Below are 25,701 nucleotides of genomic sequence, written 5' to 3'. Positions count from 1 at the left end.
GCGCGTATTTGGGCCACACAGCATCGCCGCGCCCTCACGCCTGCATGAAGCGATAAAAGTTGCGCAGCATGCCGGCCGTGGCGCCCCAGATGTAGCGGCTTTTGTCGCCATCCTGGTAGGGCATGGAAAACCACTCGCGGCGAATGCCTTGCCACTCAAAAATGTGGCGCTGGTGGTGGGCCGGATTGAGCAAAAACGCCAGCGGCACCTCGAACACATCGGCCACTTCATAGGGATTGGGGTGCAGCGCGCAGTCTGGTTGCACCAGCGCGACCACCGGCGTGATGATGAACGAAGAGCCGGTGACATAGGTGGGCAGCACGCCCAGCACTTCGACAAAGCGCCGCTCCAGCCCCACTTCTTCTTCGGCCTCGCGCAAGGCGGTGTCGGCCGTAGAGGCATCTTCCGCATCCGCCCGCCCGCCCGGAAAGGCCACCTGGCCTGAGTGGGTGGACAGATGCGCCGTGCGCTCGGTGAGCAGCACCATGGGCTGGTCGCGCAGCACGATGGGCACCAGCACGGAGGCATGGGCCGGTTCGCGGTTCATGAATTTCTTTTCCAGCACCACCTCGGGCGTCCACACAGGCGGGTGGGCAAAACGCGCCCGCAGGGCCTGTGGCGTCTGGGCCTGTGCCGGTACGGCGGGCAGATGCGCGTCCACCCCCACCACCGGGACGGCGCGAGGGTCGAAATCGGGCAGCGTTGACAGCGACACAGGGAGGGCCGATGGAACAGAGGTGGGCAACGGATTCACGACAAGCCTGGAACACAAGACCCAAGGGGCCGCAAAAACAAAAAAGCCGCTACAGGCAGATGCTGTAGCGGCTCCGGTCAGGGATAGCCAGTGCCTTATGCGGCGACGGGGGCTGCCACCTTGACGCGCGAAGGCAGCTTTTCCTTGATACGCGCCGACTTGCCGCTGCGTTCACGCAGGTAGTACAGCTTGGCGCGGCGCACATCACCGCGGCGCTTGACTTCGATGTTGGCGATCAGCGGGCTGTAGGTCTGGAACGTGCGTTCCACGCCTTCGCCGCTGGAGATCTTGCGCACGGTGAAACCGCTGTTCAGGCCGCGATTGCGCTTGGCAATCACCACGCCTTCGTAGGCCTGCACGCGCTTGCGCGTGCCTTCAACCACGTTCACGCTCACGATAACGGTGTCGCCAGGGGCAAACACGGGAATCGTCTTGTTCAAGCGGGCAATTTCTTCCGCTTCCAGGGTCTGGATCAGGTTCATTTGGGTATCCAACGATCTTGTCCGCGCCAAAAATGGCAGCGTCGGGATTGACGATTCAGGGTTTTGCGGCAGGCTTTGCAGGCAAAGCCTCTGGGCAAAACGGCCGGCCAGAGGATCGAAAAGCCTTTGATTATAGCAATTCAGGCCAGCTTGGCCAAGAACGCCTCATCGGCGGGCGCAAGGCGCCCCGCTTTGCGTGCAGCATCGATCAGGTCGGGCCGGTGCTGGGCGGTGATGGCCAGGCGCTGGTCGCGCCGCCAGCGCTCGATCTGGGCATGGTGGCCAGACATCAGCGGCGCGGGCACCGGACGCCCCGCCCACTCCTCGGGGCGGGTGTAGTGGGGGCAATCGAGCAGGCCATCGAGCGCGGGGTTGAAGCTGTCGAGCTGGTGGCTGCCCTCGTCATTGAGCACGCCCGGTTGCAGGCGGGCCACGGCATCGAGCAAGGCCATGGCGGCAATTTCACCGCCCGACAGCACGAAATCACCCAGGCTCATCTGCAGATCGACATGGGCATCGATAAAGCGCTGGTCGATCCCTTCGTAGCGCCCGCACAGCAAAACAGCGCCGGCACTGGCCGACCAGCGCTCCACCGCAGCGTGGTTGAGGGTGTCGCCGATGGGCGAAAAAAGAACCAGCGGCGCCTGGCCGTCTTCAGGCTCGCCGCGTTCGGCCCGGATGGCCACCAGGCAACGCGCCAGCGGCTCGGCCAGCATCACCATGCCCGGGCCACCGCCAAAGGGGCGGTCGTCCACGCGGCGATAGTTGCCCTCGGCATGGTCGCGTGGATTCCACAAATGCACATCGACCTGCCCGCTGGCGTAGGCGCGGCGGGTCACACCGCTGGCCAGAAACGGCGCGAACAACTCCGGAAACAGGGTGATGATGTCAAAACGCATGGTGCGCGGCGCGCCAAGGCGCGGGCCGATCAGTAGTCCGGCTGCCAGTCCACCGTGATGCGCTTTTCGGGCAAATCCACCTGGTCAACAAACGCCGAGACGAACGGAATCATGCGCTCCTGGGTCTTGCCGTCTTGCGCGTAGGCCAGCACCAGCACGGTCTGCGGTCCGGTGGACATCAGCTCCTGCACCTGGCCCAGCGCCACACCTTCGCGGTTGACGACCGAGAGGCCGATCAGATCCACCCAGTAGTACTCGTCTTGCGTGGTGGCAGGGAAGCCCGACCGCGGCACAAAAATGCGCGCGCCCCGCAAGGCCTCGGCGGCATCGCGGTCGTCAATGCCCTGCGCCCAGGCCACCACTGTGTCGGAATGGTCCTTGGCCTGGCGAATCTGCAACTGCACCGTGCCGGAAAACGTCTTGGCACCGCGCTCGGATGGCTGCAGATACCAGCGCTTGGCGGCAAACAGGGCCTCGGGCGTGGTGCTGTGCGACACCACCTTGAACCAGCCCTTGACGCCCCAGGCATCGGCAATGCGCCCAACCTCGACGGCATCGGCAGGGAGTTCGGCGGGTTCGAGCGTCAGGGGTGCAGCCATGGTGTATTTCGTGCAAAAAAGAAAAGGGCGGGTTCCGCCGGGCAAGCCAACGGAACCCGCCCTTTTCGGGGAGCTTTAAGCAGTCTTCTTGGCGGCTTGCTTGATCAGGCGGTCCACCGTGGGCGAGGACTGGGCGCCCACGCTTTGCCAGTACGTCAGACGGTCTTGCACGATGCGCAGGCCTTCTTCGGATTCCTTGGCGGTGGGGTTGTAGAAGCCGATGCGCTCGATGAAGCGGCCATCACGGCGCACGCGCTTGTCAGCAACGACGATGTTGAAAAAAGGACGACCTTTGGAGCCGCCGCGGGAAAGTCGAATGACGACCATGATTTATCCTTCGGGTGGTGAACTCCGGCAACATTTGCCTTGAGCCACAGTATTTGCAACCATATTCGCAACGCTTGAGACACGCGACATGGCCACCCGGCCAGCGACACGCTGCAAAGCCCGCGATTATATCCATTTCCCTCCTCCATGCCCATTATTCGTCCAAGTGCCGACAGCGACCTGCCCGCGATCACCGCCATCTATGCCCACCATGTGCTGCACGGCACGGGCACGTTCGAGATCGACCCACCCTCCGAAACCGACATGGCTGCACGCCGCGCCGACGTGCTGGCGCGCGGCCTGCCCTGGCTGGTGGCCGAAAAAGATGGCCAGATTCTGGGTTTCGCCTATGTCAACTGGTTCAAGCCGCGCCCGGCCTACCGCTTCTCTGCCGAAGATTCGATTTATGTGGCCGACAGCGCACGCGGCATGGGTGTGGGGCGCAAACTGCTGGCCGAACTGGCGGTGCAGGCCGAGGCTGCCGGCGTGCGCAAGCTGCTGGCCGTGATTGGCGACTCGGCCAACGCGGGCTCGATCGGATTGCACCGCGCGCTGGGCTTCACCGACGTCGGCGTGCTGCGTTCAATGGGCTGGAAATTCGGTGCCTGGCGCGACATCGTGCTGATGGAAAAGACCCTGGGCGCCGGTGACACCACTTCACCGGAATAATCGGGACATGAACAATAACCCCCACGCTCCCCACTTCGTGTGGTCACTGCCCCAAAAGTGGGCCGCTTTTCATCTTGGGGCGGCCCGGCGATGAAAAACAAGACCGTGGCCGCCTGGCTCGCCTTCGTGGGCGGGCCTTTGGGCCTGCATCGCTTTTATCTTCATGGCCTTGGCGACATGCTCGGCTGGCTGCTGCCCATTCCCACGGCGCTGGGCCTGTATGGCATCCAGCGGGTGCAGGAGCTGGGGCAGGACGATCATTACAGCTGGGTGCTGATCCCGCTGCTCGGGTTCACCATCGCCGGCTGCGCCCTGCAAGCCATTCTGTTTGGCCTGACGACGCCGGAAAAATGGAACGCCCGCTTCAACCCGACGGCTGCGCCCGATGTGCCTGCCGGCCGCACGCGGTGGGCCACGATTTTCGCCATCGGCCTGGCGCTGATGTTCGGAACGACCGTGCTGATGGCTAGTCTGGCCTTCAGCTTTCAGCGCTATTTCGAGTACCAGATCGAGGAAGCCCGCAAGATCTCGCAATAGCGACGGATTTCAAGGAAAAAGAGCTTCCAGCGCTTGTGTATCAAACGCTGGAAGCTCTTTTTTTAATAGCATCTTGCGGCTTCAGTACAGCTGCAGGCTGACCCAGTAGGCAATGGCCGCAACGAAGGCGCTGGCCGGAATCGTCAGCACCCAGGCCCAGATGATGTTGCCCGCCACGCCCCAGCGCACTGCGCTCGCGCGCTGCGTGGAACCCACGCCGACAATGGCGCCGGTGATGGTGTGGGTGGTGGACACGGGAATCCCCAGCGCGGTGGCCAGGAACAGCGTCAGCGCCCCGCCCGTTTCCGCGCAGAACCCGCCCACGGGCTTGAGCTTGGTGATCTTCTGCCCCATCGTCTTGACGATGCGCCAGCCGCCGAACATGGTGCCGAGGCCAATGGCCACGTAGCAACTCGCGATGGTCCAGGTGGGCGGCGAGGCGTCCGACGCCGACGCATACCCCGTGGCAATCAGCAGCAGCCAGATGATGCCAATGGTCTTTTGCGCATCATTGCCACCATGCCCCAGGCTGTAGGCCCCGGCGGACACCAGTTGCAGGCGGCGAAACCACTTGTCCACCTTGCTGGGACGGGCGCGCCGGAAGATCCACGACACCGCCACCATCATGAGCGAGCCGAGCAGGAACCCCAGCAGCGGCGACACAAAAATGAAGGCCACCGTCTTCAGGATGCCCGAGGACACCAGCGAACCAGACCCCGCCTTGGCGATCACGGCGCCCACAATGCCGCCGATCAGCGCATGCGATGAGCTGCTGGGAATGCCGTAATACCAGGTGATCACGTTCCAGGTGATGGCCCCCACCAGCGCGCCGAACACCACATGGGTGTCCACCACGCCGGGCTGGACAATGCCCTTGCCCACCGTGGCCGCTACGCTCAGGTGGAAGACAAAAATGGCCACCACGTTGAAAAACGCGGCAAACAGGACGGCCTGGGCCGGCTTGAGCACGCCGGTGGACACCACCGTTGCAATCGAATTGGCAGCGTCGTGAAACCCGTTCATGAAGTCGAACAGGATGGCCAGCGCCACGAGCAGGACCACAACCCACAGGGCTGTTTGTGCGGTTTGCATGTTTCAGGCCCGGCAGATCAGGAGTTTTCGAGGACGATGCCCTCGATGCAGTTGGCCACGTCCTCGCACTTGTCGGTGATGGTTTCCAGCAACTCGTAGATGGCCTTGAGCTTGATCACCTCGCGCACATCGGGCTCTTCGCGAAACAGCTTGCTCATGGCACTGCGCATCACGCGGTCGGCGTCGCTTTCGAGCCGGTCGATCTCTTCACAGGTCTTGAGCGCGGCCTCGGCCACGGCCGGGTCGGCGATGGTGCCGAGCAGCTTGACGGCATCGCGAAGGCGCTCGCAGCATTTCACGCTCAGATCGGTCAGGCGCGTGATCTCCTCGGTCATGTGGTGCACGTCATACAGCGCCATGGTTTCGGCCGAATCCTGGATCAGGTCGGCCACGTCGTCCATGGTGTTGATGAGCGTGTGGATCTGCTCACGGTCGATGGGCGTGATGAATGTCTTGTGGATCAGGCGGTTGACGTCCTGGGTGACGCGGTCGGCGGCACGCTCGGCGTTGTCCACGTCCTGGTTGTACTTGTCGCGCAGGTGCAGATCGTTGTAGTTCGCCACCAGCTGCGAAAAGGCCCGGGCAGCCTCGACGATGCGGTCCGCATGCTGGTTGAACATCTCAAAAAAATTGCCTTCGCGCGGCAACAGTTTGCCAAACAGCATGGGGGGCTCCTAGGGCGGAATCGGAATAAAAATGGCCACTTAACACCCGTTCGTGACGGGCGAGTGACCAATTTGTGAAATTTACCAAGCCCCCGAGTTTAACCGCCCGCCGCTCCACACCCCTCGCGCCCTGCCATCGCCGCCGCCGTCAGCCCCCGCGGAAGATGAAATACACCGCGCCGAACATGCACAGGCCGGCCCACAAATAGTCCCATTTGAGGGGCTGATCGAGATACAGCACGGCAAACGGCACAAACACCGACAGCGTGATGACTTCTTGCAGGATCTTGAGCTGCCCCACATTGAACTGGGTGTAACCAATGCGGTTGGCGGGCACCTGCAGCAGATATTCAAACAGCGCAATGCCCCAGCTGACCAGCGCCGCCACGTACCAAGGCGAGGTGGCCAGGTTCTTCAGGTGGCCATACCACGCAAAGGTCATGAAGATGTTGCTGGCCACCAGCAACACGATGGTTTGCAGGCTGACGGGAAGCGATTGCAGAGAGTTCATGGACACCATGCCACAGGGCAGCAAATACAAAAATACAAGCCAAATAGCGCTCTATCCCTTGCTGGATAAGCGGAAATAGCTATCAATTATGAAGCTTTTTACACATACCGCGCGACCAACAAAAAAGGCACTGCCGCCAGTGCAGTGCCTTTCAAAACAACACCAGCGCCCGCAGGCGCCGCGTTCACTCGCCCAGGTAGGCGGCGCGCACGCGCGGATCGCTCAGCAGCTCCTGGCCGGGGCCGGTCATGGTGATGAGGCCCGACTCCATGACGTAGCCACGATCGGCAATGGCCAGCGCGCGGCTGGCGTTCTGTTCGACCAGCAAGATGGTGACGCCCAGCGCGTACACGTCGCGCACCACCTCGAAGATCTTGTCCACCATGATGGGCGACAGGCCCATGGAGGGCTCGTCCAGCAGCAGCACCTTGGGCTGGCTCATCAGCGCGCGACCCATGGCCAGCATCTGCTGCTCGCCGCCCGACATGGTGCCGGCCAGCTGGTCCTTGCGTTCGCGCAGGCGCGGGAAGATGGTGAACATCTTCTCGATGTCGGCCGCAATGCCCGCCTTGTCGTTGCGGATGTAGGCGCCCATCTGCAGGTTCTCGGTGATCGTCATGCGGGCAAACACGCCGCGGCCCTCCGGCACCATCACCAAGCCTTTCTTGACCAGATCCCAGGCGCCCTTGCCCTTGATGCTTTCGCCCAGGTACAGGATATCGCCATCGTTGATGGGCAGCGTGCCGGTGATGGCCTTCATGGTGGTGGTCTTGCCGGCGCCGTTGGAGCCGATCAGCGAGACCAGCTCACCTTCGCGCACTTCAAAGTCCACGCCCTTCACGGCCTGGATACCGCCGTAGGCCACCTTCAGCCCCTTGACCCGCAGCAGTACCTTGTTGGATTTTTCGGCCATTCTCAATGTCCTCCGGTGCCCAGATAGGCCTCAATCACTTTTTCGTTCTTCTGCACGGTCGCAGGCGTGCCTTCGGCGATCTGCTTGCCGTAGTCGAGCACGGTCACGCGGTCGCACAGGCCCATCACCAGCTTCACGTCGTGCTCGATGAGCAAGATGGTGCGGTTGTCGTTGCGGATGCGGTCGATCAGCTCGCGCAGCTGCACCTTCTCGGTGGCGTTCATGCCAGCGGCGGGCTCGTCCAGGGCAATCAGCTGCGGGTCGGTGGCGAGCGCCCGGGCAATCTCCAGGCGGCGCTGGTCACCGTAGCTCAAGGTGCGCGCCTTGTAATCGGCAAACTTGCCGATGCCCACGTAGTCGAGCAGCTCTTGCGCGCGCTTGGCGATGGCGGCTTCTTCCGCCTTGAAGCCCTTGGTGCGCAGCACGGCGCCCAACAGGCCCGATTGGGTACGAATGTGGCGGCCCACCATCACGTTTTCCAGCGCCGTCATTTCTGCAAACAGGCGTATGTTCTGGAAGGTGCGGGCAATGCCCGCCTTGGCCACTTCATGCACGGTCGTGGGCTCGTAGGGCTTGCCGGCCAACTCGAAGCTGCCGCTGTCGGGCGTGTACAGGCCGGTGATCACGTTGAAAAAGGTGGTCTTGCCCGCGCCGTTGGGGCCGATCAGGCCATACACCTGGCCCCGTTCGATGGTGATGCCCACGTCGGACAATGCCTGCAAGCCGCCAAAGCGCTTGGAGATGCCGGCAACCCGCAGCACCACATCTTTGTTTTGTTCTGCCATGTTTTCGCTCTCTGTGGTGTTCAGGTCTTCTGCGTGAGGCTCTTGCCGCGCTCGGGCGCTGGCCACAAACCACGGGGACGCAACAGCATGATGATGATCATGGCCAGCGCAATCAGCAGCTGGCGCAGGATGGCCGAGTCGATGCGGCCGTCGGTCATGGCCTGCAGCGGGCCGGCCACATAGCGCAGCACTTCGGGCAGGGCCGACAGCAGCACCGCGCCCAGAATCACCCCAGGAATGTGGCCAATGCCGCCCAGCACCACCATGGCGACGATCATGACCGACTCCATCAGGCTGAACGACTCGGGCGAGACAAAGCCCTGGAACGCACCAAACATGGCGCCCGACACGCCGCCGAACGAGGCCCCCATGCCAAAGGCCAGCAGCTTCATGTTGCGGGTGTTGATGCCCATGGCCTTGGCGGCGATTTCGTCTTCGCGGATGGCCATCCAGGCACGGCCGATGCGCGAGTCCTGCAGGCGGTAGCAAATGATGACGGAGATAACCACCAGCACCAGGAACAGGTAGTAATAGAGCGTGACGGAATTGATGTCAAAACCGAACAGCTCCAGCCGCTTGCCCAGATCGAGCCCGAAGATCTTGACCGAGTCGATCTGGCCCATGCCCTTGGGGCCGTTGGTCAGGTTGACGGGGTGGTCCAGGTTGTTCAGGAAGATGCGGATGATCTCGCCAAAGCCCAGCGTCACGATGGCCAGGTAGTCACCGCGCAGCTTGAGGGTGGGCGCGCCCAGCAACGCCCCGAAAAACGCCGCCACCAGCGCGGCCAGCGGTATGACGATCCACAGCGAGGTGTGCAGCCCGTTGGGAAACATGGCGGCAAAGGCCGCAAAGTTATCGGCCAGGTGCGGCGAGGCCATCAGGGCGAACAGGTAGGCGCCCACGGCGTAGAACGCCACATAGCCCAGGTCCAGCAGGCCGGCGTAGCCCACCACGATGTTCAGGCCCAGGGCCAGCATCACATAAAGCAAGGCCAGGTCCGCAATGCGCACCCAGGCGTTGCCAAAGTACTGCAACAGCAGTGGCAGGACCAGCAGGGCGATAGCGCCCAGGATCCAGTTGATTTTGGTGTTCTTCATGGCAATAGGTCCTCAGGCACGGTCGGCCACGCGTTCACCCAGCAGGCCCGAGGGGCGCAGCGTGAGAATGATGATGAGCACGATGAAGGCAAAAATGTCGGTGTAGTGGCTGCCCAGAACGCCGCCCGTGAGGGTGCCGATATAGCCCGAACCGATGGCCTCGATCAAGCCCAGCAATATGCCGCCCACCACGGCGCCGGCCAGGTTGCCGATGCCACCGAACACCGCCGCCGTGAAGGCCTTGAGCCCCGGCAGAAAGCCCATGGTGTGCTGTGCCGTGCCGTAGTTGGAGGCATACATGATGCCGGCGATGGCGGCCAGGACGGCGCCGATGATGAAGGTGGCCGAGATCACCATGTCGGGCTTCACGCCCATGAGCGAGGCCACGCGGGGGTTTTCTGCCGTGGCACGCATGGCGCGGCCGAGCTTGGTGTAATTCACCAGGTACATAAGCGCAGCCAGGGCCACCACGGTCACGCCCAGAATCAAAATCTGGGTGGATGTGATGACCGCCCCGCCCACCTGGAACGGCGCGGCCGGCAGCAAGGTGGGGTACGACTTGTAGTTGGGCTTCCAGATGATCATGGCCAGCGTCTGCAGCAGGATCGACATGCCGATGGCCGTGATCAGCGGCGCCAGGCGCGGGCTGGTGCGCAGCGGTTTGTAAGCAACCTTCTCGATCACGAAATTGAGCGTGGCAGCCACCACGCAGGCAATGATGGTGGCCAGCAGCAGGATGAGCCAGCCGGGGGCGCCCGGCATGGCGTCCTGCATGAGCCCTATGCAACTCCAACTGGTGAGAGCGCCGACCATGAGCACTTCGCCATGGGCAAAATTGATCAGCTGAATAATGCCGTACACCATCGTGTAGCCCAAGGCTATCAAGGCGTACATGCTGCCGAGAACCAGACCGTTGATGATCTGCTGCAGCAAAATGTCCATAAGAGAAGTCCTTCGTTTGTGACGTACCCACCGCTTTGGCACCGAAATCGGTACAGCCTTGTGGGCCCGACTGCCATGTAGCAAAAAACCCGCCAGGAGTGCAGCTGTGCGGGTTTGAGGACGGGATTGTAGCGAGTAGTCTGTGGCCGCCCGGGCCCCGGTCGGCGGGGTTTTCCCTTGGGTTTCAGGCCCATCAGCCAGGGACGCCGTGCATAAGCAAGGTTGATGGACCTACCGCACAAGACGTTCAGATTTATCACCGCAAGCGTACCCATGCGGCCGCCACACCGCCAACGCCCATCGCGGCGTCTGCGGCCATGGCATTCAGTGCAGCCCGCAGGTTGCGTTCAAGGCGTCTGCGGATCCGGGTCGATGGCAGCGGCTGTGACAGCGACGGCCGCATTGCGCGCGCGCATGTCCCGCAGCTTTTGCGCAATCTTGATTTCCAGGCCCCGCTCGACCGGCTGGTAGAAGCCCGGCTCGTCCATGCCGTCAGGCAGGTAGCGCTCGCCGGCGGCAAAACCGCCCTCCTCGTCGTGCGCGTAGCGGTAGCCCTTGCCATAGTCCAGCGCTTTCATGAGCTTGGTGGGCGCGTTGCGCAGGTGCATGGGCACGGGGCGCGTGCTGTCCTGCTTTACCAGGGCGCGGGCGGCGTTGTAGGCCTTGTAGACGGCGTTGGACTTGGGCGCCACGGCCAGGTAGACCACGCATTCGGCCAGCGCCAGCTCGCCCTCGGGGCTGCCCAGGCGCTCGTACACCTCGGCGCAGTCGAGTGCCAGGCGCAGCGCGCGCGGGTCGGCCAGGCCAATGTCTTCACTGGCCATGCGCACCAGGCGGCGCGCCATGTAGCGCGGGTCGGCGCCGCCGTCGAGCATGCGCACCAGCCAGTACAGCGCCGCGTCGGGGTCAGAGCCGCGCACCGATTTGTGCAGCGCGCTGATGGTGTCGTAGAACTGCTCGCCGCCTTTGTCATAGCGTCGCATGCGCTCGCCCAGCACCTTGAGCAGCCAGGCGTCGGTGATCTCGGTCAGTTTTTCCTGCGCGGCCGCCATGGCCAGGGTTTCGAGCGTGTTGAGCAGACGCCGCGCGTCGCCATCGGCGTAGGCCACCAGCCGCTCGATTGCTCCCTTTTCGATAGCTTGAAGCGCTTGCTCTGATTGGGCCAGGGCCACAATTTGCTTCAAATCCTGTTCCGAGAGCGGCTGCAGCACATACACCGCCGCACGCGACAGCAGCGCGGAATTGACCTCGAACGACGGGTTCTCGGTGGTGGCGCCGATGAAGGTGAACAGCCCGCTTTCGACATGCGGCAAAAAGGCGTCCTGCTGGCTCTTGTTGAAGCGGTGCACCTCATCGACGAACACGATGGTGCGCTGCTGCATCAAGCCATCGCGGGCGGCCTCGGCGCGCTCCACGGCCTCGCGGATGTCCTTGACCCCACCCAGCACGGCGCTGATGCTGATGAACTGCGCATCGAACGCATCGGCCATCAAGCGCGCAATCGTGGTCTTGCCCACGCCCGGTGGGCCCCACAGGATGCAGCTGTGCGGTCGGCCCGATTCAAAGGCCAGGCGCAGCGGCATGCCCGGCCCCAGCACATGCTGCTGGCCAATGACTTCAGAGAGCCGGCGCGGGCGCAGGCGCTCGGCCAGGGGCCGGTGCGCGGGGTGTGCGTTGTGCGCGTGCGAGGGTGCGGAGGCACTGCGTGCTGCCATGTTCTTGTCCCGTTTACATCACGCTGTTTTTTGAGCCAAATGTGCCTCTAGCGCTTTACCAGAAAGCGCTTGAAGCTATCATTTACGTAGCATTTACGTAGCATTTACTGCTTCACCACGTCTGCCCCTTGCGGCGGCCTGAACTGGAAGCTGGCCGCTGGCAGCGCGGCGTTGGTCTGCATGCCGGTAAAGCGGATGGCCGAGCGCTGACCGAAGCTGTCCAGGATGTCAAGCGCGGCCAGTTGCTCGCCCGCAAAGCCCACACGTACGCTTTGCAGCTGGCCGTCTTTGGCCTTGGGGCGAGCCAGCACCCATTGCAGGCCATCCTGGTCGGGTGCGGCTTCAAGCGTGAAATCTGCCCGCAAGGCCGACAGGTCGGGCGCCGATGCCAGCAGCGCGGCGGGCGTGCTGCCCAGGGCCTGGGACTGCGAACGCTGCGTGACCTGGTTCAGGTCCACGTCGTAAAGCCACAGCGTCTGCCCGTCGGCCACGATGGTCTGCTCGAAAGGCTTTTTATAGACGAACCTGAAACGCCCCGGCCGCTGGAACTCGAAGGTGCCGCTGCTGGTTTTGGTGCGCGCGGCCTGGCCGTCCTTTGGGGGCGAGGTGACGACCTGGGTGAAGTCGGCGCGGCCCGTCTGGCTGCCCTTCATGAAGGATTCGAGGCTTTTTAGCCCGTCGGCGCTTGCCAGTGTTGCGCTAGCAGCTATCAAAATTGCAGTAACGATCTTTTTCAACAAAAACTCCTTGGTTTGGAGACCCACGGAACCAGGCCCGTCGCCCTGCCCGGGTCATTCGCTGCGTGCGGGCACCAGCACTTCGCGCTGGCCGCTGGTGGTCAGGCCGCTCACCAGGCCCGCCTTTTCCATGTCTTCGAGCAGACGCGCCGAGCGGTTGTAGCCAATGCGCAGCTTGCGTTGCACATACGAGATGCTGGCCTTGCGGTCTTTCAGCACCACTTCGACGGCCTGGTCGTACATGGGATCCTTCTCGCCGCCATCGCCACCGCCGCCTTCTCCTGACAGATCACCGTCGCCGTCCACAGTTCCGCCTTCGAGCACGCCCTCGATGTAATCGGCTTCGCCCTGGGTCTTGAGGTAGCTCACCACGCGGTGCACTTCCTCGTCACTGACAAAGGCGCCGTGCACGCGAATCGGCAGACCGGTGCCGCTGGCCATGTAGAGCATGTCGCCCATGCCCAGCAGCGCCTCGGCGCCCATCTGGTCGAGAATGGTGCGGCTGTCGATCTTGGAGCCCACCGAGAACGCGATGCGGGTGGGAATGTTGGCCTTGATCAGGCCGGTGATCACGTCCACGCTGGGGCGCTGGGTGGCCAAAATCAGGTGGATGCCGGCCGCGCGCGCCTTTTGCGCCAGGCGGGCGATCAGTTCTTCGATCTTCTTGCCCACGACCATCATCAGGTCGGCCAGCTCGTCGATGATGACCACGATGTGTGGCAGGCGCTGCAGCGGCTCGGGCTCTTCGGGCGTGAGGCTGAAGGGGTTGTAGATGAACTCCTCGCGCGCCTTGGCCTCGTCGATCTTCTGGTTGTAGCCAGCCAGGTTGCGCACGCCCAGTTTGGACATGAGCTTGTAGCGTCGCTCCATCTCGGCCACGCACCAGTTCAGGCCATGGGCGGCCTGCTTCATGTCGGTGACCACGGGCGCCAGCAGGTGCGGAATGCCTTCATAGACCGACATTTCCAGCATCTTGGGGTCGATCATCAAGAGGCGCACATCGCGTGCCTCGGCCTTGTAGAGCAGCGAGAGGATCATGGCGTTGATCCCCACCGACTTGCCCGAGCCCGTGGTGCCGGCCACCAGCACATGCGGCATCTTGGCCAGGTCGGCCACCACCGGGTTGCCCACGATGTCCTTGCCCAGGCCCATGGTGAGCATGCTCTTGGCCTCGTGGTAGATGTGCGAACCGAGGATTTCGGACAGCCGGATCGACTGGCGCTTGGCGTTGGGCAGCTCCAGCGCCATGAAATTCTTGCCTGGAATGGTTTCCACCACGCGGATGGACACCAGGCTGAGCGAGCGCGCCAGGTCCTTGGCCAGGCCCACGATCTGCGAGCCCTTGACGCCGGTGGCGGGCTCGATTTCGTAGCGCGTGATCACCGGGCCGGGCATGGCGGCCACCACGCGCACTTCCACGCCGAAGTCCTTGAGTTTTTTCTCGATCAGGCGGCTGGTCATCTCCAGCGTCTCGGGCGCCACGGTTTCCTGGCGCTGCAGCGGGCCGTCGAGCAGGTCCACCAGGGGCAGCTTGCTGTCGGGCATTTCGGTGAACAGGGGCTTTTGCCGCTCTTTCACCACACGGGCGCTTTGCGGCACATCGGCCAGCACCGGCTCGATGATCTGCACCGGCTGCGGGTGGTGCTCTTCACTCTCGGTGCGCTCTTCCAGCACCACCACGGCGCGCTCGCGCGCGGCCTTGCGGCCCACGGCCACGTCCTTGGCCACCTCGCGTCGGGCCAGACGCGACTGCACCAGGGCATCAATGCGCGCCCCCAGCACCTCGGCCACATGCCCCCAGGAAAAGCGGAACACCAGGGCGGCCCCCAACACCAGCGCCACGATGCCCAGCAAGCCCGAGCCGGTAAAGCCCAGCCATTTCACGCTGGCGGGCCCCACCAGGAAACCCAGCACGCCACCCGCGTGGCCGGGCAGGAAGCCTTCAAGGCGATACAGGCGCGACCATTCCAGCGCCGTGCTGGCGCACATCAGCAGCACCAGCCCGCCCCAGAACAACGCACGGCGCGCGAAGGGGCTGGCAGCACCCGCCGCCAGTTCACCACCGCGCATCCACCGCGCCAGCGAAGCGATCCAGGCACGCACCCCTGCCGCCACGCACCACCACACCGAAAACCCCAGCGCGAAATAGCTGCCATCGGCCAGCCAGGCGCCCGAACGCCCTGCCCAGTTGGCCACCAGCAGGTCGCCGCGCGTGCCCGAGGTGGACCAGGCTGCGTCCTGTGCGGAATAGCTGGTCAGTGCCAGCAGCCAGAAAACCAGCGCCAAAAGGCCGACAACAAGGCCTATTTCCTGGCCGAAGCGGGCGGCGCCAGTGCGTGGCGCGGACTTGGCCGCAGAGGATGCATTCAGGGTATTGAGGGAGTAGGTCATAAGCGTGCCGGGCAAGCTTACCCCATGCATGGCAGGGGTAACGCCACCCTGCAGCCGTGCGCCGAGCTGGGCCATTCACATCCTGTAACGCCCGTGACGCAATCTTGCCGCTTTATTGCTTGCGGCCACTGGACGCCCGCACATCGCGACTTGCAGCAACACCAGCCGCGACACCACGCAACCGGTGCCGCAACGGGGTTTTCATGGGTTCTTACAATCGCGGTGATTGATAAGGGCCCACCTGAAGAGGCCGCACACGGTGGATACTTCGCCACCGATCCCGAATTTTCTCAACAGCATCCGCTCTGTGGCGGATGCAACACACAGGTTTTTTCCATGTCCACCACCCAACACGCGAAAGTTCTGATCCTCGGATCTGGCCCCGCAGGCTACACGGCGGCCGTCTATGCGGCACGCGCCAACCTGAACCCGGTGCTCATCACCGGCATCGCCCAAGGCGGCCAGCTCATGACCACCACCGAGGTGGACAACTGGCCGGCCGACGTGCACGGCGTGCAGGGCCCGGACCTGATGCAGCGCTTTCTGGAGCACGCCGAGCGCTTCAAGACGCAGATCATTTTTGACCACATCAACAAGGTCGATTTCAGCCAGCGCCCCTTCACGCTCACGGGCGACAGCGGCACCTACACCTGCGACTCGCTCATCATCGCCACCGGTGCATCGGCCAAATACCTGGGCCTGCCCTCGGAAGAAGCGTTCATGGGCAAGGGTGTGTCGGGCTGCGCCACCTGCGACGGTTTCTTCTACCGCGACCAGGACGTGTGCGTGGTGGGCGGCGGCAACACGGCCGTGGAAGAAGCCCTGTATTTGTCGAACATCGCCCGCAAGGTGACGCTGGTGCACCGGCGCGACAAGTTCAAGGCCGAGCCCATCCTCGTGGACAAGCTCCATGAAAAAGTGGCCGCCGGCAAGATCGAGCTCAAGCTGTTCCACACCCTCGACCAGGTGCTGGGCGACAACACGGGCGTCACGGGCATCCGCATCAAGAGCACGCAAGATGGCAGCACCCAGGACATCACGCTGCAGGGCTGTTTCATCGCCATTGGCCACGCGCCCAATACCGAGATCTTCCAGGGCCAGCTCACCATGGAAAACGGCTACATCGTCACGCAAGGCGGCCTCAAGGGCTTTGCCACTCAGACCAGTGTGCCCGGCATCTTTGCCGCGGGCGACGTGCAGGACCATGTCTACCGCCAGGCCATCACCAGCGCCGGCACGGGGTGCATGGCAGCCCTTGATGCGCAGCGCTTCCTCGAACAAGAGGCTTGATGAAAAAATAAGCTGCAGGTTATAATCTGCGGCTTTGCTGAATTCGGGCCGGTTTTTCAATCGCGCTTACGGGCAGGCAAATCGGGTTACCGCCACCCTTTCTGGCGAGGTGAGGCCGCAAGCAGGCCTTCGGGATCAAGCCCGGGGGCGCCAGCAAACGGCCGTTAAAAAGTATCGGATGTCCTCATGGCACGCGTCTGCGACGTAACGGGCAAGAAGCCCATGGTCGGAAACAATGTTTCCCACGCCAACAACAAAACCAAGCGCCGGTTCCTGCCGAACCTGCAATACCGCCGTTTCTGGGTCGAGACCGAAAACCGTTGGGTGCGCCTGCGCATCTCCAACGCCGGTCTGCGTCTGATCGACAAGAACGGTATTGATTCTGTGCTCGCAGACCTGCGCGCACGTGGCCAGGCTTAAGGAGAAACACCATGGCAAGCAAAGGCGGACGCGACAAAATCAAGCTGGAATCCACTGCGGGTACCGGCCACTTCTACACCACCACCAAAAACAAGAAGACCATGCCCGAGAAGATGCTGATCATGAAATTTGATCCAAAAGCTCGCAAGCATGTGGAATACAAGGAAATGAAGCTGAAGTAATTCAGCCTCCGATCTTTCGGAAAAACCGCCCTGCCGCAAGGTTGGGCGGTTTTTTCATGCCCGCGCCCAACCCACCCAAATGACCCACCACCTTCACAGGCTGCGGGCGGGCATGAAATCAGGCCTTGGCAGCGCGCAAGCGCATCGAGAAATCACGCAGTGCCGCAATGCCGCTGTCTTCGGCCCGGCGGCACCAGGCCTGCAGGTCCGCCGTGAGCTGCTCGCGCGAGTGCGAGGTGTTGAGCCACAGCTGGCGCAGCTCTTCACGCATGGTGATCATCGTGTCGAGCACCGGTGACGCGGCGCACGCCTGGGCCAGCTGCGGCAAAGCCACGGCGGGCACCTTCTCCGCATCCCGGTGCAGCCAACGCCTGGCCGCCTGGAGCACCGACGCATCGGCCTGGCGCGCTTGCAGCGCGGCCATCTCGGCCTTGCAGGCCTGGCGCACACCGCGCGCATAGGCGGCCATGACCTCGTAGCGGTTGGCTATCAGGGCCTCCAGCGTCTTTTCATCGGCCACGGGCTTCACCTCGCCCAATTGCAGCCTGGGTGGCACCTTCTTCACCGTAGCCCAACCGATCACCTGCATCAGGCGGATGTAGGCCCAGCCAATGTCGAACTCGTAGGGCTTGACCGAGAACCTGGCCGATGTGGGATAGGTGTGGTGGTTGTTGTGCAGCTCTTCGCCGCCGATGATGATGCCCCAGGGCGAGAGGTTGGTGCTGGCGTCGTGCGCCTCGAAGTTGCGGTAACCCCAGTAATGGCCCACGCCATTGACCACGCCGGCCGCCCAGAACGGAATCCAGACCATCTGTACGGCCCACACGGCCGCGCCGAGCGCGCCGAACAGTGCCAGATCCAGGACGAGCATGAGCGCCACCCCCTGCCAGCTGAAGCGGCTGTACAGGTTGCGCTCGATCCAGTCGCCCGGCGTGCCATGGCCGAACTTTTGGAGCGTTTCCAGGTTCGTCGACTCGGCGCGGTACAGCTCGGCGCCGCGCCACATCACGGTGGCCAGGCCTCGCGTCTGGGGGCTGTGGGGATCGTCCACGGTTTCGCATCGGGCGTGGTGCTTGCGGTGGATGGCCACCCATTCCTTCGTCACCATGCCCGTGGCAAGCCACAGCCAGAAGCGAAAGAAATGCGCGGGAATGGCGTGCAGATCCAGCGCACGGTGCGCCTGGGCGCGGTGCAAAAAGATCGTGACCGCCGCAATGGTGATGTGGGTGGTTGCCAGGGTGTACAGCACGATCTGCCACCAGGTCAGGCGCCACAAGCCATGGCCCAGCCAGTCAATGGCGGCGTTCAGGACAGCCCAATCGGGTAACAGCATAGTCAAATCACCTTGCTCCAGAAGAAACATCCCCCAACACGGTGGGATGCTGGCGTTGGAATGCCGCACCCCGCTGGAGTTCGGGGCGCGGCGCTGTTTTCAGGACCATTGTGCGGCCGACGGGGCGGGCACATTCATGCCCCCGCCAGCGCCACCTCAGGGCTTTTTAACCCAGACCGCTGCAAAAAATCCGTCCGTCTGGTGCAAATGGGGCCACAGGCGCAAATAGCCAGTGCCCGAGGCGCCGCCGCTGCACAGGCTGCGGGCGTCCGCCACCTTCAGCTGCTCCAGCAATTCGCCGACATCGAGCATCTCGAAATCCGGGTGCGCGGCACTGAAGGCCTCGGCAATGGCCTCGTTTTCCTGGGGCAGGATGCTGCAGGTGGCATACACCAGGCGCCCGCCTGGCTTGAGCAAGCGCGCGGCGCTGTCGAGGATGGCCGTTTGCTTGGCCACCAGCTCCTGCACGCTTTGGGCCGACTGGCGCCATTTGAGGTCAGGGTTGCGGCGCAGCGTGCCCAGGCCCGAGCAGGGGGCATCCACCAGCACCCGGTCGATCTTGCCGGCCAGGCGCTTGATGCGCTCGTCCCGCTCATGGGCGATGGCGGCAGGGTGCACATTCGACAGGCCACTGCGCGCCAGCCGCGGCTTGAGCGCATCGAGCCGGTGGGCCGACACGTCAAACGCATACAGGCGGCCCGTGCTGCGCATGGTGGCGCCAATGGCCAGCGTCTTGCCGCCCGCGCCGGCGCAAAAATCCACCACCATCTCGCCGCGCTTGGCGTCCAGCAGCAGGGCCAGCAGCTGCGAGCCTTCGTCCTGCACCTCGATGGCGCCGCGCGTGAAGGCATCCAGTTTGGTCAGAGCGGGCTTGTCGTCAATGCGCAGGCCCCAGGGCGAATACGGTGTGGGACTGGCCTTGATGCCCGCCTTGGCCAGTTCTTTTTGCACATCGGCGCGCTTGTCCTTGAGCGCGTTGACGCGCAGATCGAGCGGGGCCGGTTGCGACAGGCTCTGCGCCAGCGGCCAGAAACCCGCGCCCAGCTGCTCCTTGAGGGGCTGAACCAGCCACTCGGGCAGGTTATGGCGATGGCGCTCCATCAGGTCATCGGGCTTGACGGCGTCGCACTGGGCCAGCCAGTTTTTTTCCTGCTCGGTCAGGCCGCCCAGCAAAAAATCGCGCGGGCCATGGAAGCCCAGAATGGCCAGGCGCCGCTCTTTGGGGCCGGAACCCGAGGGGGCCATGTGGTCAAACAGCAGCTTCTTGCGCAGCACGGTGTAGACCGTCTCGGCCAGCGTGGCCCGCTCGCGGGGGCCCAGGCCCCGGTTATCGCGAAAGAAACGCGACACCACGGCATCGGCGGGGTGTTCAAAGGTGAGGGTGAGCCTGATGAGTTCTGCACAGGCATCGATAAGTACTTTGGGGTGCATGCCCCGATTGTCCCACCGACACCGCGATCGGCACGCACACACCACCCCAGCGGCAAAGCCGCCACAGTCCACCGGCAGGCGCGCACAATCGGCGCATCCTCTCTCTGCGGCCCCTACGGCCCGCTCTTGCCACATGACCGACGACGACCTGCCCACACTCATCCACACGCCGCCGGGCCTGTACCGGCACTACAAGGGCGGGCTTTATGAAGTGATCGACACCGTGCGCCACAGCGAAACGCTGGAGCCCATGACGCTGTACCGCGCGCTATATGGCCAACGGGGCCTATGGGTGCGGCCTGCGGCCATGTTTCTGGAAAACGTGTCGTTCAACGGGCAGATGCGGTCGCGCTTTGAGCGGTGCAGCGAAGGCGCAACCCCTGGCAACGAATTTGAATGAAAACAGGCTCTAGCGCTTATAAATCAAACGCAATATGCTACTAATTAGATAGCATTTCATGCTGCCACCCCGCGCTCAAGATCACAGCGCCTGCACCAGCGCCCGCACGGCGCGGGGGTAGATCACATGCTCCTGGGTGAGCACGCGGGCCGCCAGCGTTTCGGCGGTGTCGCCTGGCAGCACCGGCACCACGGCCTGGTCCAGGATCGGGCCCACGTCCAGCTCGGCGGTCACCTGGTGCACCGTCACGCCCGCGAACTTGCAGCCCGCATCGATGGCGCGCTGGTGCGTGTGCAGCCCAGTGAAAGCGGGCAGCAGCGAAGGATGGATGTTGATCAGCCGCCCGGCGTAATGCGCCACAAAACCCGGCGTGAGGATGCGCATGAACCCGGCCAGCACCACCAGCGCGGGCTGGTGGCGGTCGATGGTTGCGGCCAGCTCGGCATCGAACGCTTCGCGGCTGGCAAAGGCCTTGTGGTCCAGCACGGCAGTGGCAATGCCCTGCTCGCGGGCAAAAACCAGCCCTGCGGCATCGGGCTTGTTGCTGATGACGGCCGCCACCTGGGCGCCGTAGCGCCGGGCCCAGTTCTCTTGTTGTGCGGTGCGAACGATGGTGGCCATGTTGGAGCCGCCGCCAGAGATCAAAATGACGATGTTCTTCATAAATTGCCCCGGATTATCCCTGCCATGCCTTTTGATCCTGCGACCCGTCCCCTCACTCCCAACGAAGCCCGCGTGCTCGCCACCCTGATGGAGAAGGCCCGCACCGTGCCCGACAGCTACCCCATGTCGCTCAACGGCCTGCTGACGGGCTGCAACCAGAAAACCAGCCGCGACCCGGTGATGAACCTCAGCGACGCTGAGGCGCAAGAGGCGCTGGATTCGCTCAAGCTGCTGACCCTGGCGTTTGAGAGCAGCGGCAACCGCACCACGCGCTGGGAACACAACTTTCAGCGCGGCGTGGGGGTGCCCGAGCAGTCGGCCGTGCTGCTGGGCCTCTTGATGCTGCGCGGCCCGCAGACGGCGGGCGAGTTGCGCATCAACGCCGAGCGCTGGTACCGGTTTGCCGACATTTCGTCAGTCGAAGCCTTTCTGGACGAACTGCAGGAGCGCAGTGCCGAAAAGGGCGGCCCGCTGGTGGTGCAGTTGCCCCGCGCCCCCGGCGCCCGCGAGCAGCGCTGGGCGCACTTGATGTGCGGGCCGGTGGACACCACCGCCAGCCATGCGCCCGCAGGCAGTGCGGGCTCCAACCCATCGCCCGCATTGCATGCCCGCGTGGACGCCCTGGAGGCCGAAGTGGCGAGCCTGCGCAACACCGTGCAGCGGCTGTGCGCCGAGCTGGGTATTTCACCTGACTTCAGTCCAATGTCACCACCCGGACAGGCCTAAAACGAACGACCGTGCTACAAACACAGAATCATTAGGAGACGCACCGCATGGATCTCGCATTCACCCCCGAAGAGCAGGCCTTCCGCGAAGAAGTTCGCGCCTGGGTTCACGCCAATCTGCCCAAAGAAATCTCTCACAAGGTCCACAACGCCTTGCGCCTGACCCGCGCAGACATGCAGGGCTGGGCCAAGATTCTGGGTAAAAAAGGCTGGCTGGGTTTTGGCTGGCCCAAAGAGTTTGGCGGCCCCGGCTGGACGGCTGTGCAAAAGCACTTGTTTGAAGAAGAGTGCGCGCTGGCTGGCGCGCCCCGCATCATCCCCTTCGGCCCCGTGATGGTGGCCCCGGTGATCATGGCGTTTGGCAATGCCGAGCAGCAAAAGCGCTTCTTGCCCGGCATCGCCAGCGGCGAGGTGTGGTGGAGCCAGGGCTACAGCGAACCCGGCTCGGGCTCGGACCTGGCCAGCGTCAAGACCCGCGCCGAGCGCGTGGGCGACAAGTACATCGTCAACGGCCAAAAGACCTGGACCACCCTGGGCCAGCACGGCGACTGGATGTTCAACCTGGTGCGCACCAGCACCGAGGGCAAGCCCCAGACCGGCATCTCCTTCCTGCTGCTGGACATGAAGTCAAAGGGCGTCACTGTGCGCCCCATCAAGCTGCTGGACGGCGAGTGCGAAGTCAACGAAGTGTTCTTCGACAACGTCGAAGTACCTGCCGAGAACCTGATTGGCGAAGAAAACAAGGGCTGGACCTACGCCAAGCACCTGCTGAGCCACGAGCGCACCAACATCGCCGACGTGAACCGCAGCAAGCGCGAACTGGAGCGCCTCAAACGCATCGCCAAGACCGAAGGCGTGTGGGACGACCAACGCTTCCGCGACCAGATCGCGCTGCTCGAAGTGGACATCGTCGCGCTGGAAATGCTGGTGCTGCGCGTGCTATCCAACGAGAAGTCGGGCAAGAACTCGCTCGACATCGCGGGCCTGCTCAAGATCAAGGGCAGCGAGATCCAGCAGCGCTACGCCGAGCTGATGATGCTGGCCGCTGGCCCCTTTGCCATGCCCTTCATCGAAGAGGCCATGGAGGCCGGCTGGCAGGGCAACTTCCCTGGCGGCGTCACCGCCAACGCCCCGCTGGCGTCCACTTACTTCAACCTGCGCAAGACCACGATTTACGGTGGCTCCAACGAAGTGCAGCGCAATATCGTGGCTCAGACCGTCCTCGGCTGATCCCAAGTTCCAGGAGACAAGAACATGGATTTCGATTTTTCTGACGACCAGGAACAACTGCGCGACGCCGTGCGCAAGTGGGTGGACAAGGGCTACACCTTTGAGCGTCGCCGCGCCGCGGTGGCCGCTGGCGGTTTTGACCGCGCCGCCTGGAACGAGCTGGCCGAGCTGGGCCTGACCGCCCTGACCGTGCCCGAAGCACACGACGGCATGGGCCAGGGCGCCATCGACGCGATGGTCGTGGCCGAAGAGCTGGGCCGCGGCATCGTGCTGGAGCCCATTGCCCAGGCCTTCATGGCCAGCAGCGTGCTGTCGCACTACGCCCCCGCCGACGTGCAATCGGCCTGGCTGCCCCGCGTGGCCAGTGGCGAGGCGCTGGTGGTGCTGGCGCAGCAGGAGCGCAAGGCGCGCTACCGTTTGGACGTTTGCGAGGCAAAAGCGGCCCCAGCGCAATCAGGATATGCGGTAACAGCTATCAAAAGCGTAGTGGCAGCCGGTGACAAGGCCGACGCCTTCATCGTGCCCGCACAGCTCGGCGGCCAAATCGCCCTCTTCCTGGTCGAGCGCACGGCCACTGGCGTGACCACGCAGGGTTACGTCACGCAAGACGGCAGCCGCGCCGCCGAGTTGAAGCTCAACAACGCCCCCGCCACCCTCATCACCACCGACGGCCTGGCCGCGCTGGAGCTGGCTGTGGACACCGGCATCGCCGCCACCTGCGCCGAGGCCGTGGGTGTGATGGACAAGACCGTGGCCATCACCGTCGAATACATGAACCAGCGCAAGCAGTTCGGCGTGTTCATTGCCAGCTTCCAGGCCCTGCGCCACCGCGTGGCCGACATGAAGATGCAGCTCGAATTGGCCCGCTCGATGAGCTACTACGCCAGCCTCAAGCTGGGCGCCCCCACCGCCGAACGCCGCGCCGCCATGGCCCGCGCCAAGGTGCAACTGGGCCAGTCGATGCGCTTTGTGGGCCAACAGGCCGTGCAACTGCATGGCGGCATCGGCGTGACGGACGAATACATCGTGAGCCACTACTTCAAGAAGCTCACCCAGCTGGAAGTGACCTTTGGCGACACGCTGCACCACCTGGGCGAAGTGTCCGCTCGCATGCAAGACACCGCAGGCGTGTTTGCCTGAAAGTGCGGGTCTGGCCCAACGGAAAACCGCCCGAGGGCGGTTCTTCGTTGCCGCGCCACCCCGCCCGCAGCCATCGTTCAGGTCAGCCTGAAATTCACGGGCAGCAAGGGCGCCGGCAGGTCTTTCTCGCCCAGCGATTCCCGCAAATTGATCTCGATGGCCCGGCACAGGGTGTCGAGCGGTAGGTCGTTGCTTTCCAGACCGAAGGGCTCCTCGATCTCGTCGCCCAGCGCATCCAGGCCAAAGAAGGTGTAGGCCACGATGCCCACCACAAAGGGCGTCATGAACCCCGTGGTATCCACCAGCCCGAAGGGCAGCAAAAAGCAATACATGTACGCCGTGCGGTGCAGCAGCAGAGTGTAGGAAAACGGCACCGGCGTGTTCTTGATGCGCTCGCACGATGCGCCAGCAGCGGTGAGGGACGACAGCGTGGCATCCACCGATGCCGCCAGACAAGGCTCGATCTGGCCCCGGCGCACGCACTCGCCCAGGTCGCGCCCCATGTGCAGCATGATGGTGTCGGCGGGGTTCGACGTGCTGCGCGCCTTTTCAAACTCGGCTGCAGTCAGCCAGCGCTGCAGCACCGCGTCATCGCGCTGATCGCGCAGTTGCAGCCGCAGCGCATGCACAAAGGCAATGGCCCGGTGCACCATGCGCACCCGCACATCGTCGTCACGCCGGGCGGCGTCCAGCGGCGCGGGCAGGTTCATCAGGCCCAGGCACTGGCGCGACAGCGAGCGGGTGCGGTGCACGATCTCGCCCCACAGCTTGCGGGCTTCCCAATAGCGGTCGTAGGCGGTGGTGTTGCGAAACCCCAGAAAAATGGCCAGTGGCAGGCCAATCAGGGTGAAGGGAATGGCAGTGAGCGTGATCTTGAGCGTGAACAAGTTGCCATGCAGCAGGGTGACCAGCGTCGCCAGCAGGATGTTGAGCAGCAGGGTGAGGCGAATGCGCTGCAGCACCGAGCCGCGCAGCACCAGAAACAACCGTAGCCCGGAGGGGCGATCACGAACGATCATGCCAAAAAACCAAGGGAAAACGCCTATTGGACCACAGCCAAACGGCCTGGGACGAAGGCCGTGTGCGCCGCAATAAACAGGCGGCCGGCAGCCCCTTCACACCAGCAGGCGCGACGATTTGGGCACATGCGCCATCAAAAACTCCATCTGGTCGGCCAGGATGCGCCGGTTGCGCAGGATGAAGTCTTCCCACAGGCTGGGCACATAGGGCGCATACAGCAGCGGCATGTGGGCCTGCTCGGGCGTGCGCGGGCCCTTGCGGTGGTTGCAGGGGCGGCAGGCGGTGACCACGTTCATCCAGTGGTTCTGCCCGTTGCGCGCAAAAGGCACGATGTGCTCGCGCGTGAGGTCTTCTTCGTGAAAGTGCCCACCGCAATAGGCGCAAATGTTGCGATCGCGCGCAAACAGCTTGCTGTTGGTGAGGCTGGGCTTGAGATCGAAGGGGTTGATGCCCGGCACGCCACGCGTGCCGATGATGCTGTTGACGGCAATCACCGATTGCTCGCCCGTGATGGCGCTGTAGCCGCCCCGGAAACGGGCGATCTGTCCGCCCGATTCCCAGCGCACCTCTCCGGCGGCATAGTGAATCACCGCCTGCTCCAACGTGATCCACGATTGGGGCAGCCCTTGGGCTGACAGCTTCAAGACCTTCAAAACACGCCTCCTGGAACAAAAGTACACAAGGACATGACTTACGCAAAACAGGACTCTCACAAGTGGCTCGCCCCTGGGAAAAGGCGGTTGTTGCATCCC

The 25,701-nt window shown here is 63.6% G+C and carries 29 protein-coding genes; 9 read left to right on the top strand and 20 right to left on the bottom strand.

Annotation, left to right across the window (positions count from 1 at the left end; all coding sequences use genetic code 11):
* Positions 1-34: 34 nt before the first annotated feature.
* From CCX87_RS04830 to rpsP, 5 genes are all read right to left on the bottom strand, one after another.
* Positions 35-754, bottom strand: coding sequence for a CoA pyrophosphatase (locus tag CCX87_RS04830; protein WP_232476486.1), 720 nt, complete (start codon positions 752-754; stop codon positions 35-37).
* A gap of 95 nt (positions 755-849) precedes the next feature.
* The gene (gene rplS, locus CCX87_RS04825) at positions 850-1,236 is read right to left on the bottom strand and encodes a 50S ribosomal protein L19 (RefSeq protein WP_086913118.1); all 387 of its coding nucleotides are present in this window, start codon (positions 1,234-1,236) and stop codon (positions 850-852) included.
* 140 nt (positions 1,237-1,376) lie between these two features.
* Complete coding sequence (gene trmD, locus CCX87_RS04820; protein WP_087744217.1) at positions 1,377-2,135, bottom strand: tRNA (guanosine(37)-N1)-methyltransferase TrmD; 759 nt, start codon at positions 2,133-2,135, stop codon at positions 1,377-1,379.
* A gap of 29 nt (positions 2,136-2,164) precedes the next feature.
* On the bottom strand, positions 2,165-2,734 hold the full coding sequence (gene rimM, locus CCX87_RS04815; protein ID WP_087744215.1) for a ribosome maturation factor RimM: 570 nt from the start codon (positions 2,732-2,734) through the stop codon (positions 2,165-2,167).
* A 75-nt stretch (positions 2,735-2,809) separates the two neighbouring features.
* Positions 2,810-3,061, bottom strand: a complete 252-nt coding sequence (gene rpsP / locus CCX87_RS04810) for a 30S ribosomal protein S16 (RefSeq protein WP_087744213.1) — start codon at positions 3,059-3,061, stop codon at positions 2,810-2,812.
* A 147-nt stretch (positions 3,062-3,208) separates the two neighbouring features.
* Here rpsP and CCX87_RS04805 point away from each other — a divergent pair, with 147 nt between their 5' ends.
* Positions 3,209-3,730, top strand: coding sequence for a GNAT family N-acetyltransferase (locus CCX87_RS04805; protein WP_087744211.1), 522 nt, complete (start codon positions 3,209-3,211; stop codon positions 3,728-3,730).
* Between the two features lie 90 nt (positions 3,731-3,820).
* Positions 3,821-4,267 (top strand): hypothetical protein, encoded by a 447-nt coding sequence (locus tag CCX87_RS04800; protein ID WP_087744209.1) that lies wholly within the window; start codon positions 3,821-3,823, stop codon positions 4,265-4,267.
* Positions 4,268-4,348: 81 nt separating this feature from the next.
* Here the strand turns inward: CCX87_RS04800 and CCX87_RS04795 are convergent, their stop codons facing one another.
* From CCX87_RS04795 to CCX87_RS04750, 10 genes are all read right to left on the bottom strand, one after another.
* Positions 4,349-5,359, bottom strand: coding sequence for an inorganic phosphate transporter (locus CCX87_RS04795; protein WP_086913123.1), 1,011 nt, complete (start codon positions 5,357-5,359; stop codon positions 4,349-4,351).
* A 17-nt stretch (positions 5,360-5,376) separates the two neighbouring features.
* Positions 5,377-6,024 carry a DUF47 domain-containing protein gene (locus CCX87_RS04790; protein WP_086913124.1) on the bottom strand — a complete coding sequence of 216 codons (648 nt, stop codon included), beginning with the start codon at positions 6,022-6,024 and terminating at the stop codon, positions 5,377-5,379.
* Positions 6,025-6,172: 148 nt separating this feature from the next.
* Entirely contained in the window at positions 6,173-6,535 is a 363-nt protein-coding gene (locus CCX87_RS04785) for a DMT family protein (RefSeq protein ID WP_087748184.1), read from the bottom strand.
* Positions 6,536-6,719: 184 nt separating this feature from the next.
* On the bottom strand, positions 6,720-7,448 hold the full coding sequence (locus tag CCX87_RS04780) for an ABC transporter ATP-binding protein (protein WP_087744206.1): 729 nt from the start codon (positions 7,446-7,448) through the stop codon (positions 6,720-6,722).
* A gap of 2 nt (positions 7,449-7,450) precedes the next feature.
* Positions 7,451-8,233, bottom strand: a complete 783-nt coding sequence (locus CCX87_RS04775) for an ABC transporter ATP-binding protein (RefSeq protein ID WP_087748183.1) — start codon at positions 8,231-8,233, stop codon at positions 7,451-7,453.
* Between the two features lie 20 nt (positions 8,234-8,253).
* Positions 8,254-9,330, bottom strand: a complete 1,077-nt coding sequence (locus tag CCX87_RS04770) for an ABC transporter permease subunit (RefSeq protein WP_087744204.1) — start codon at positions 9,328-9,330, stop codon at positions 8,254-8,256.
* A 12-nt stretch (positions 9,331-9,342) separates the two neighbouring features.
* Positions 9,343-10,272, bottom strand: coding sequence for a branched-chain amino acid ABC transporter permease (locus CCX87_RS04765; protein ID WP_087744200.1), 930 nt, complete (start codon positions 10,270-10,272; stop codon positions 9,343-9,345).
* A gap of 347 nt (positions 10,273-10,619) precedes the next feature.
* On the bottom strand, positions 10,620-11,987 hold the full coding sequence (locus CCX87_RS04760; RefSeq protein WP_087744198.1) for a replication-associated recombination protein A: 1,368 nt from the start codon (positions 11,985-11,987) through the stop codon (positions 10,620-10,622).
* A gap of 104 nt (positions 11,988-12,091) precedes the next feature.
* Entirely contained in the window at positions 12,092-12,724 is a 633-nt protein-coding gene (lolA, locus tag CCX87_RS04755) for an outer membrane lipoprotein chaperone LolA (protein WP_087744196.1), read from the bottom strand.
* Positions 12,725-12,778: 54 nt separating this feature from the next.
* The gene (locus CCX87_RS04750) at positions 12,779-15,115 is read right to left on the bottom strand and encodes a DNA translocase FtsK (RefSeq protein WP_087744195.1); all 2,337 of its coding nucleotides are present in this window, start codon (positions 15,113-15,115) and stop codon (positions 12,779-12,781) included.
* Positions 15,116-15,451: 336 nt separating this feature from the next.
* Here CCX87_RS04750 and trxB point away from each other — a divergent pair, with 336 nt between their 5' ends.
* From trxB to rpmG, 3 genes are all read left to right on the top strand, one after another.
* Complete coding sequence (gene trxB, locus CCX87_RS04745) at positions 15,452-16,405, top strand: thioredoxin-disulfide reductase (RefSeq protein ID WP_087744193.1); 954 nt, start codon at positions 15,452-15,454, stop codon at positions 16,403-16,405.
* A gap of 186 nt (positions 16,406-16,591) precedes the next feature.
* Complete coding sequence (gene rpmB / locus CCX87_RS04740; RefSeq protein ID WP_086927950.1) at positions 16,592-16,825, top strand: 50S ribosomal protein L28; 234 nt, start codon at positions 16,592-16,594, stop codon at positions 16,823-16,825.
* An 11-nt stretch (positions 16,826-16,836) separates the two neighbouring features.
* Entirely contained in the window at positions 16,837-17,007 is a 171-nt protein-coding gene (gene rpmG, locus CCX87_RS04735) for a 50S ribosomal protein L33 (RefSeq protein ID WP_008904999.1), read from the top strand.
* A gap of 118 nt (positions 17,008-17,125) precedes the next feature.
* Here rpmG and CCX87_RS04730 read toward each other — a convergent pair whose 3' ends face one another.
* Both CCX87_RS04730 and CCX87_RS04725 read right to left on the bottom strand, forming a co-directional pair.
* Positions 17,126-18,340 (bottom strand): DesA family fatty acid desaturase, encoded by a 1,215-nt coding sequence (locus CCX87_RS04730; RefSeq protein WP_087748182.1) that lies wholly within the window; start codon positions 18,338-18,340, stop codon positions 17,126-17,128.
* Between the two features lie 156 nt (positions 18,341-18,496).
* On the bottom strand, positions 18,497-19,771 hold the full coding sequence (locus CCX87_RS04725) for an RsmB/NOP family class I SAM-dependent RNA methyltransferase (RefSeq protein WP_087744191.1): 1,275 nt from the start codon (positions 19,769-19,771) through the stop codon (positions 18,497-18,499).
* A 133-nt stretch (positions 19,772-19,904) separates the two neighbouring features.
* Here CCX87_RS04725 and CCX87_RS04720 point away from each other — a divergent pair, with 133 nt between their 5' ends.
* Positions 19,905-20,171: a DUF1653 domain-containing protein gene (locus CCX87_RS04720; RefSeq protein WP_087744189.1), complete on the top strand. Its 267-nt coding sequence runs from the start codon at positions 19,905-19,907 to the stop codon at positions 20,169-20,171.
* An 81-nt stretch (positions 20,172-20,252) separates the two neighbouring features.
* On the opposite strand, the gene purN is transcribed toward CCX87_RS04720, so the two are convergent.
* Positions 20,253-20,834, bottom strand: a complete 582-nt coding sequence (purN, locus tag CCX87_RS04715) for a phosphoribosylglycinamide formyltransferase (protein WP_087744187.1) — start codon at positions 20,832-20,834, stop codon at positions 20,253-20,255.
* Positions 20,835-20,858: 24 nt separating this feature from the next.
* Between purN and CCX87_RS04710 the strand changes: the two genes are divergently transcribed.
* From CCX87_RS04710 to CCX87_RS04700, 3 genes are read left to right on the top strand one after another with little or no spacing between them, the layout of a single operon-like run.
* Entirely contained in the window at positions 20,859-21,560 is a 702-nt protein-coding gene (locus CCX87_RS04710; protein WP_087744185.1) for a YceH family protein, read from the top strand.
* A gap of 47 nt (positions 21,561-21,607) precedes the next feature.
* A complete protein-coding gene (locus CCX87_RS04705) occupies positions 21,608-22,789 on the top strand; it encodes an acyl-CoA dehydrogenase family protein (RefSeq protein WP_087744184.1) in 1,182 nt (393 codons plus the stop codon).
* A gap of 24 nt (positions 22,790-22,813) precedes the next feature.
* On the top strand, positions 22,814-23,929 hold the full coding sequence (locus CCX87_RS04700; RefSeq protein ID WP_087744183.1) for an acyl-CoA dehydrogenase family protein: 1,116 nt from the start codon (positions 22,814-22,816) through the stop codon (positions 23,927-23,929).
* Positions 23,930-24,006: 77 nt separating this feature from the next.
* Here CCX87_RS04700 and CCX87_RS04695 read toward each other — a convergent pair whose 3' ends face one another.
* Together CCX87_RS04695 and CCX87_RS04690 are read right to left on the bottom strand one after the other, a co-directional pair.
* Positions 24,007-24,948, bottom strand: coding sequence for a bestrophin family protein (locus CCX87_RS04695; protein ID WP_087744180.1), 942 nt, complete (start codon positions 24,946-24,948; stop codon positions 24,007-24,009).
* Positions 24,949-25,044: 96 nt separating this feature from the next.
* A complete protein-coding gene (locus tag CCX87_RS04690; protein ID WP_087744178.1) occupies positions 25,045-25,602 on the bottom strand; it encodes an HNH endonuclease in 558 nt (185 codons plus the stop codon).
* Between the last annotated feature and the right edge of the window lie 99 nt (positions 25,603-25,701).

It is taken from the genome of Acidovorax sp. T1 (genome assembly GCF_002176815.1).
Classification (GTDB): domain Bacteria; phylum Pseudomonadota; class Gammaproteobacteria; order Burkholderiales; family Burkholderiaceae_C; genus Acidovorax.
This window is presented reverse-complemented; position numbering and strand designations above follow the sequence as displayed.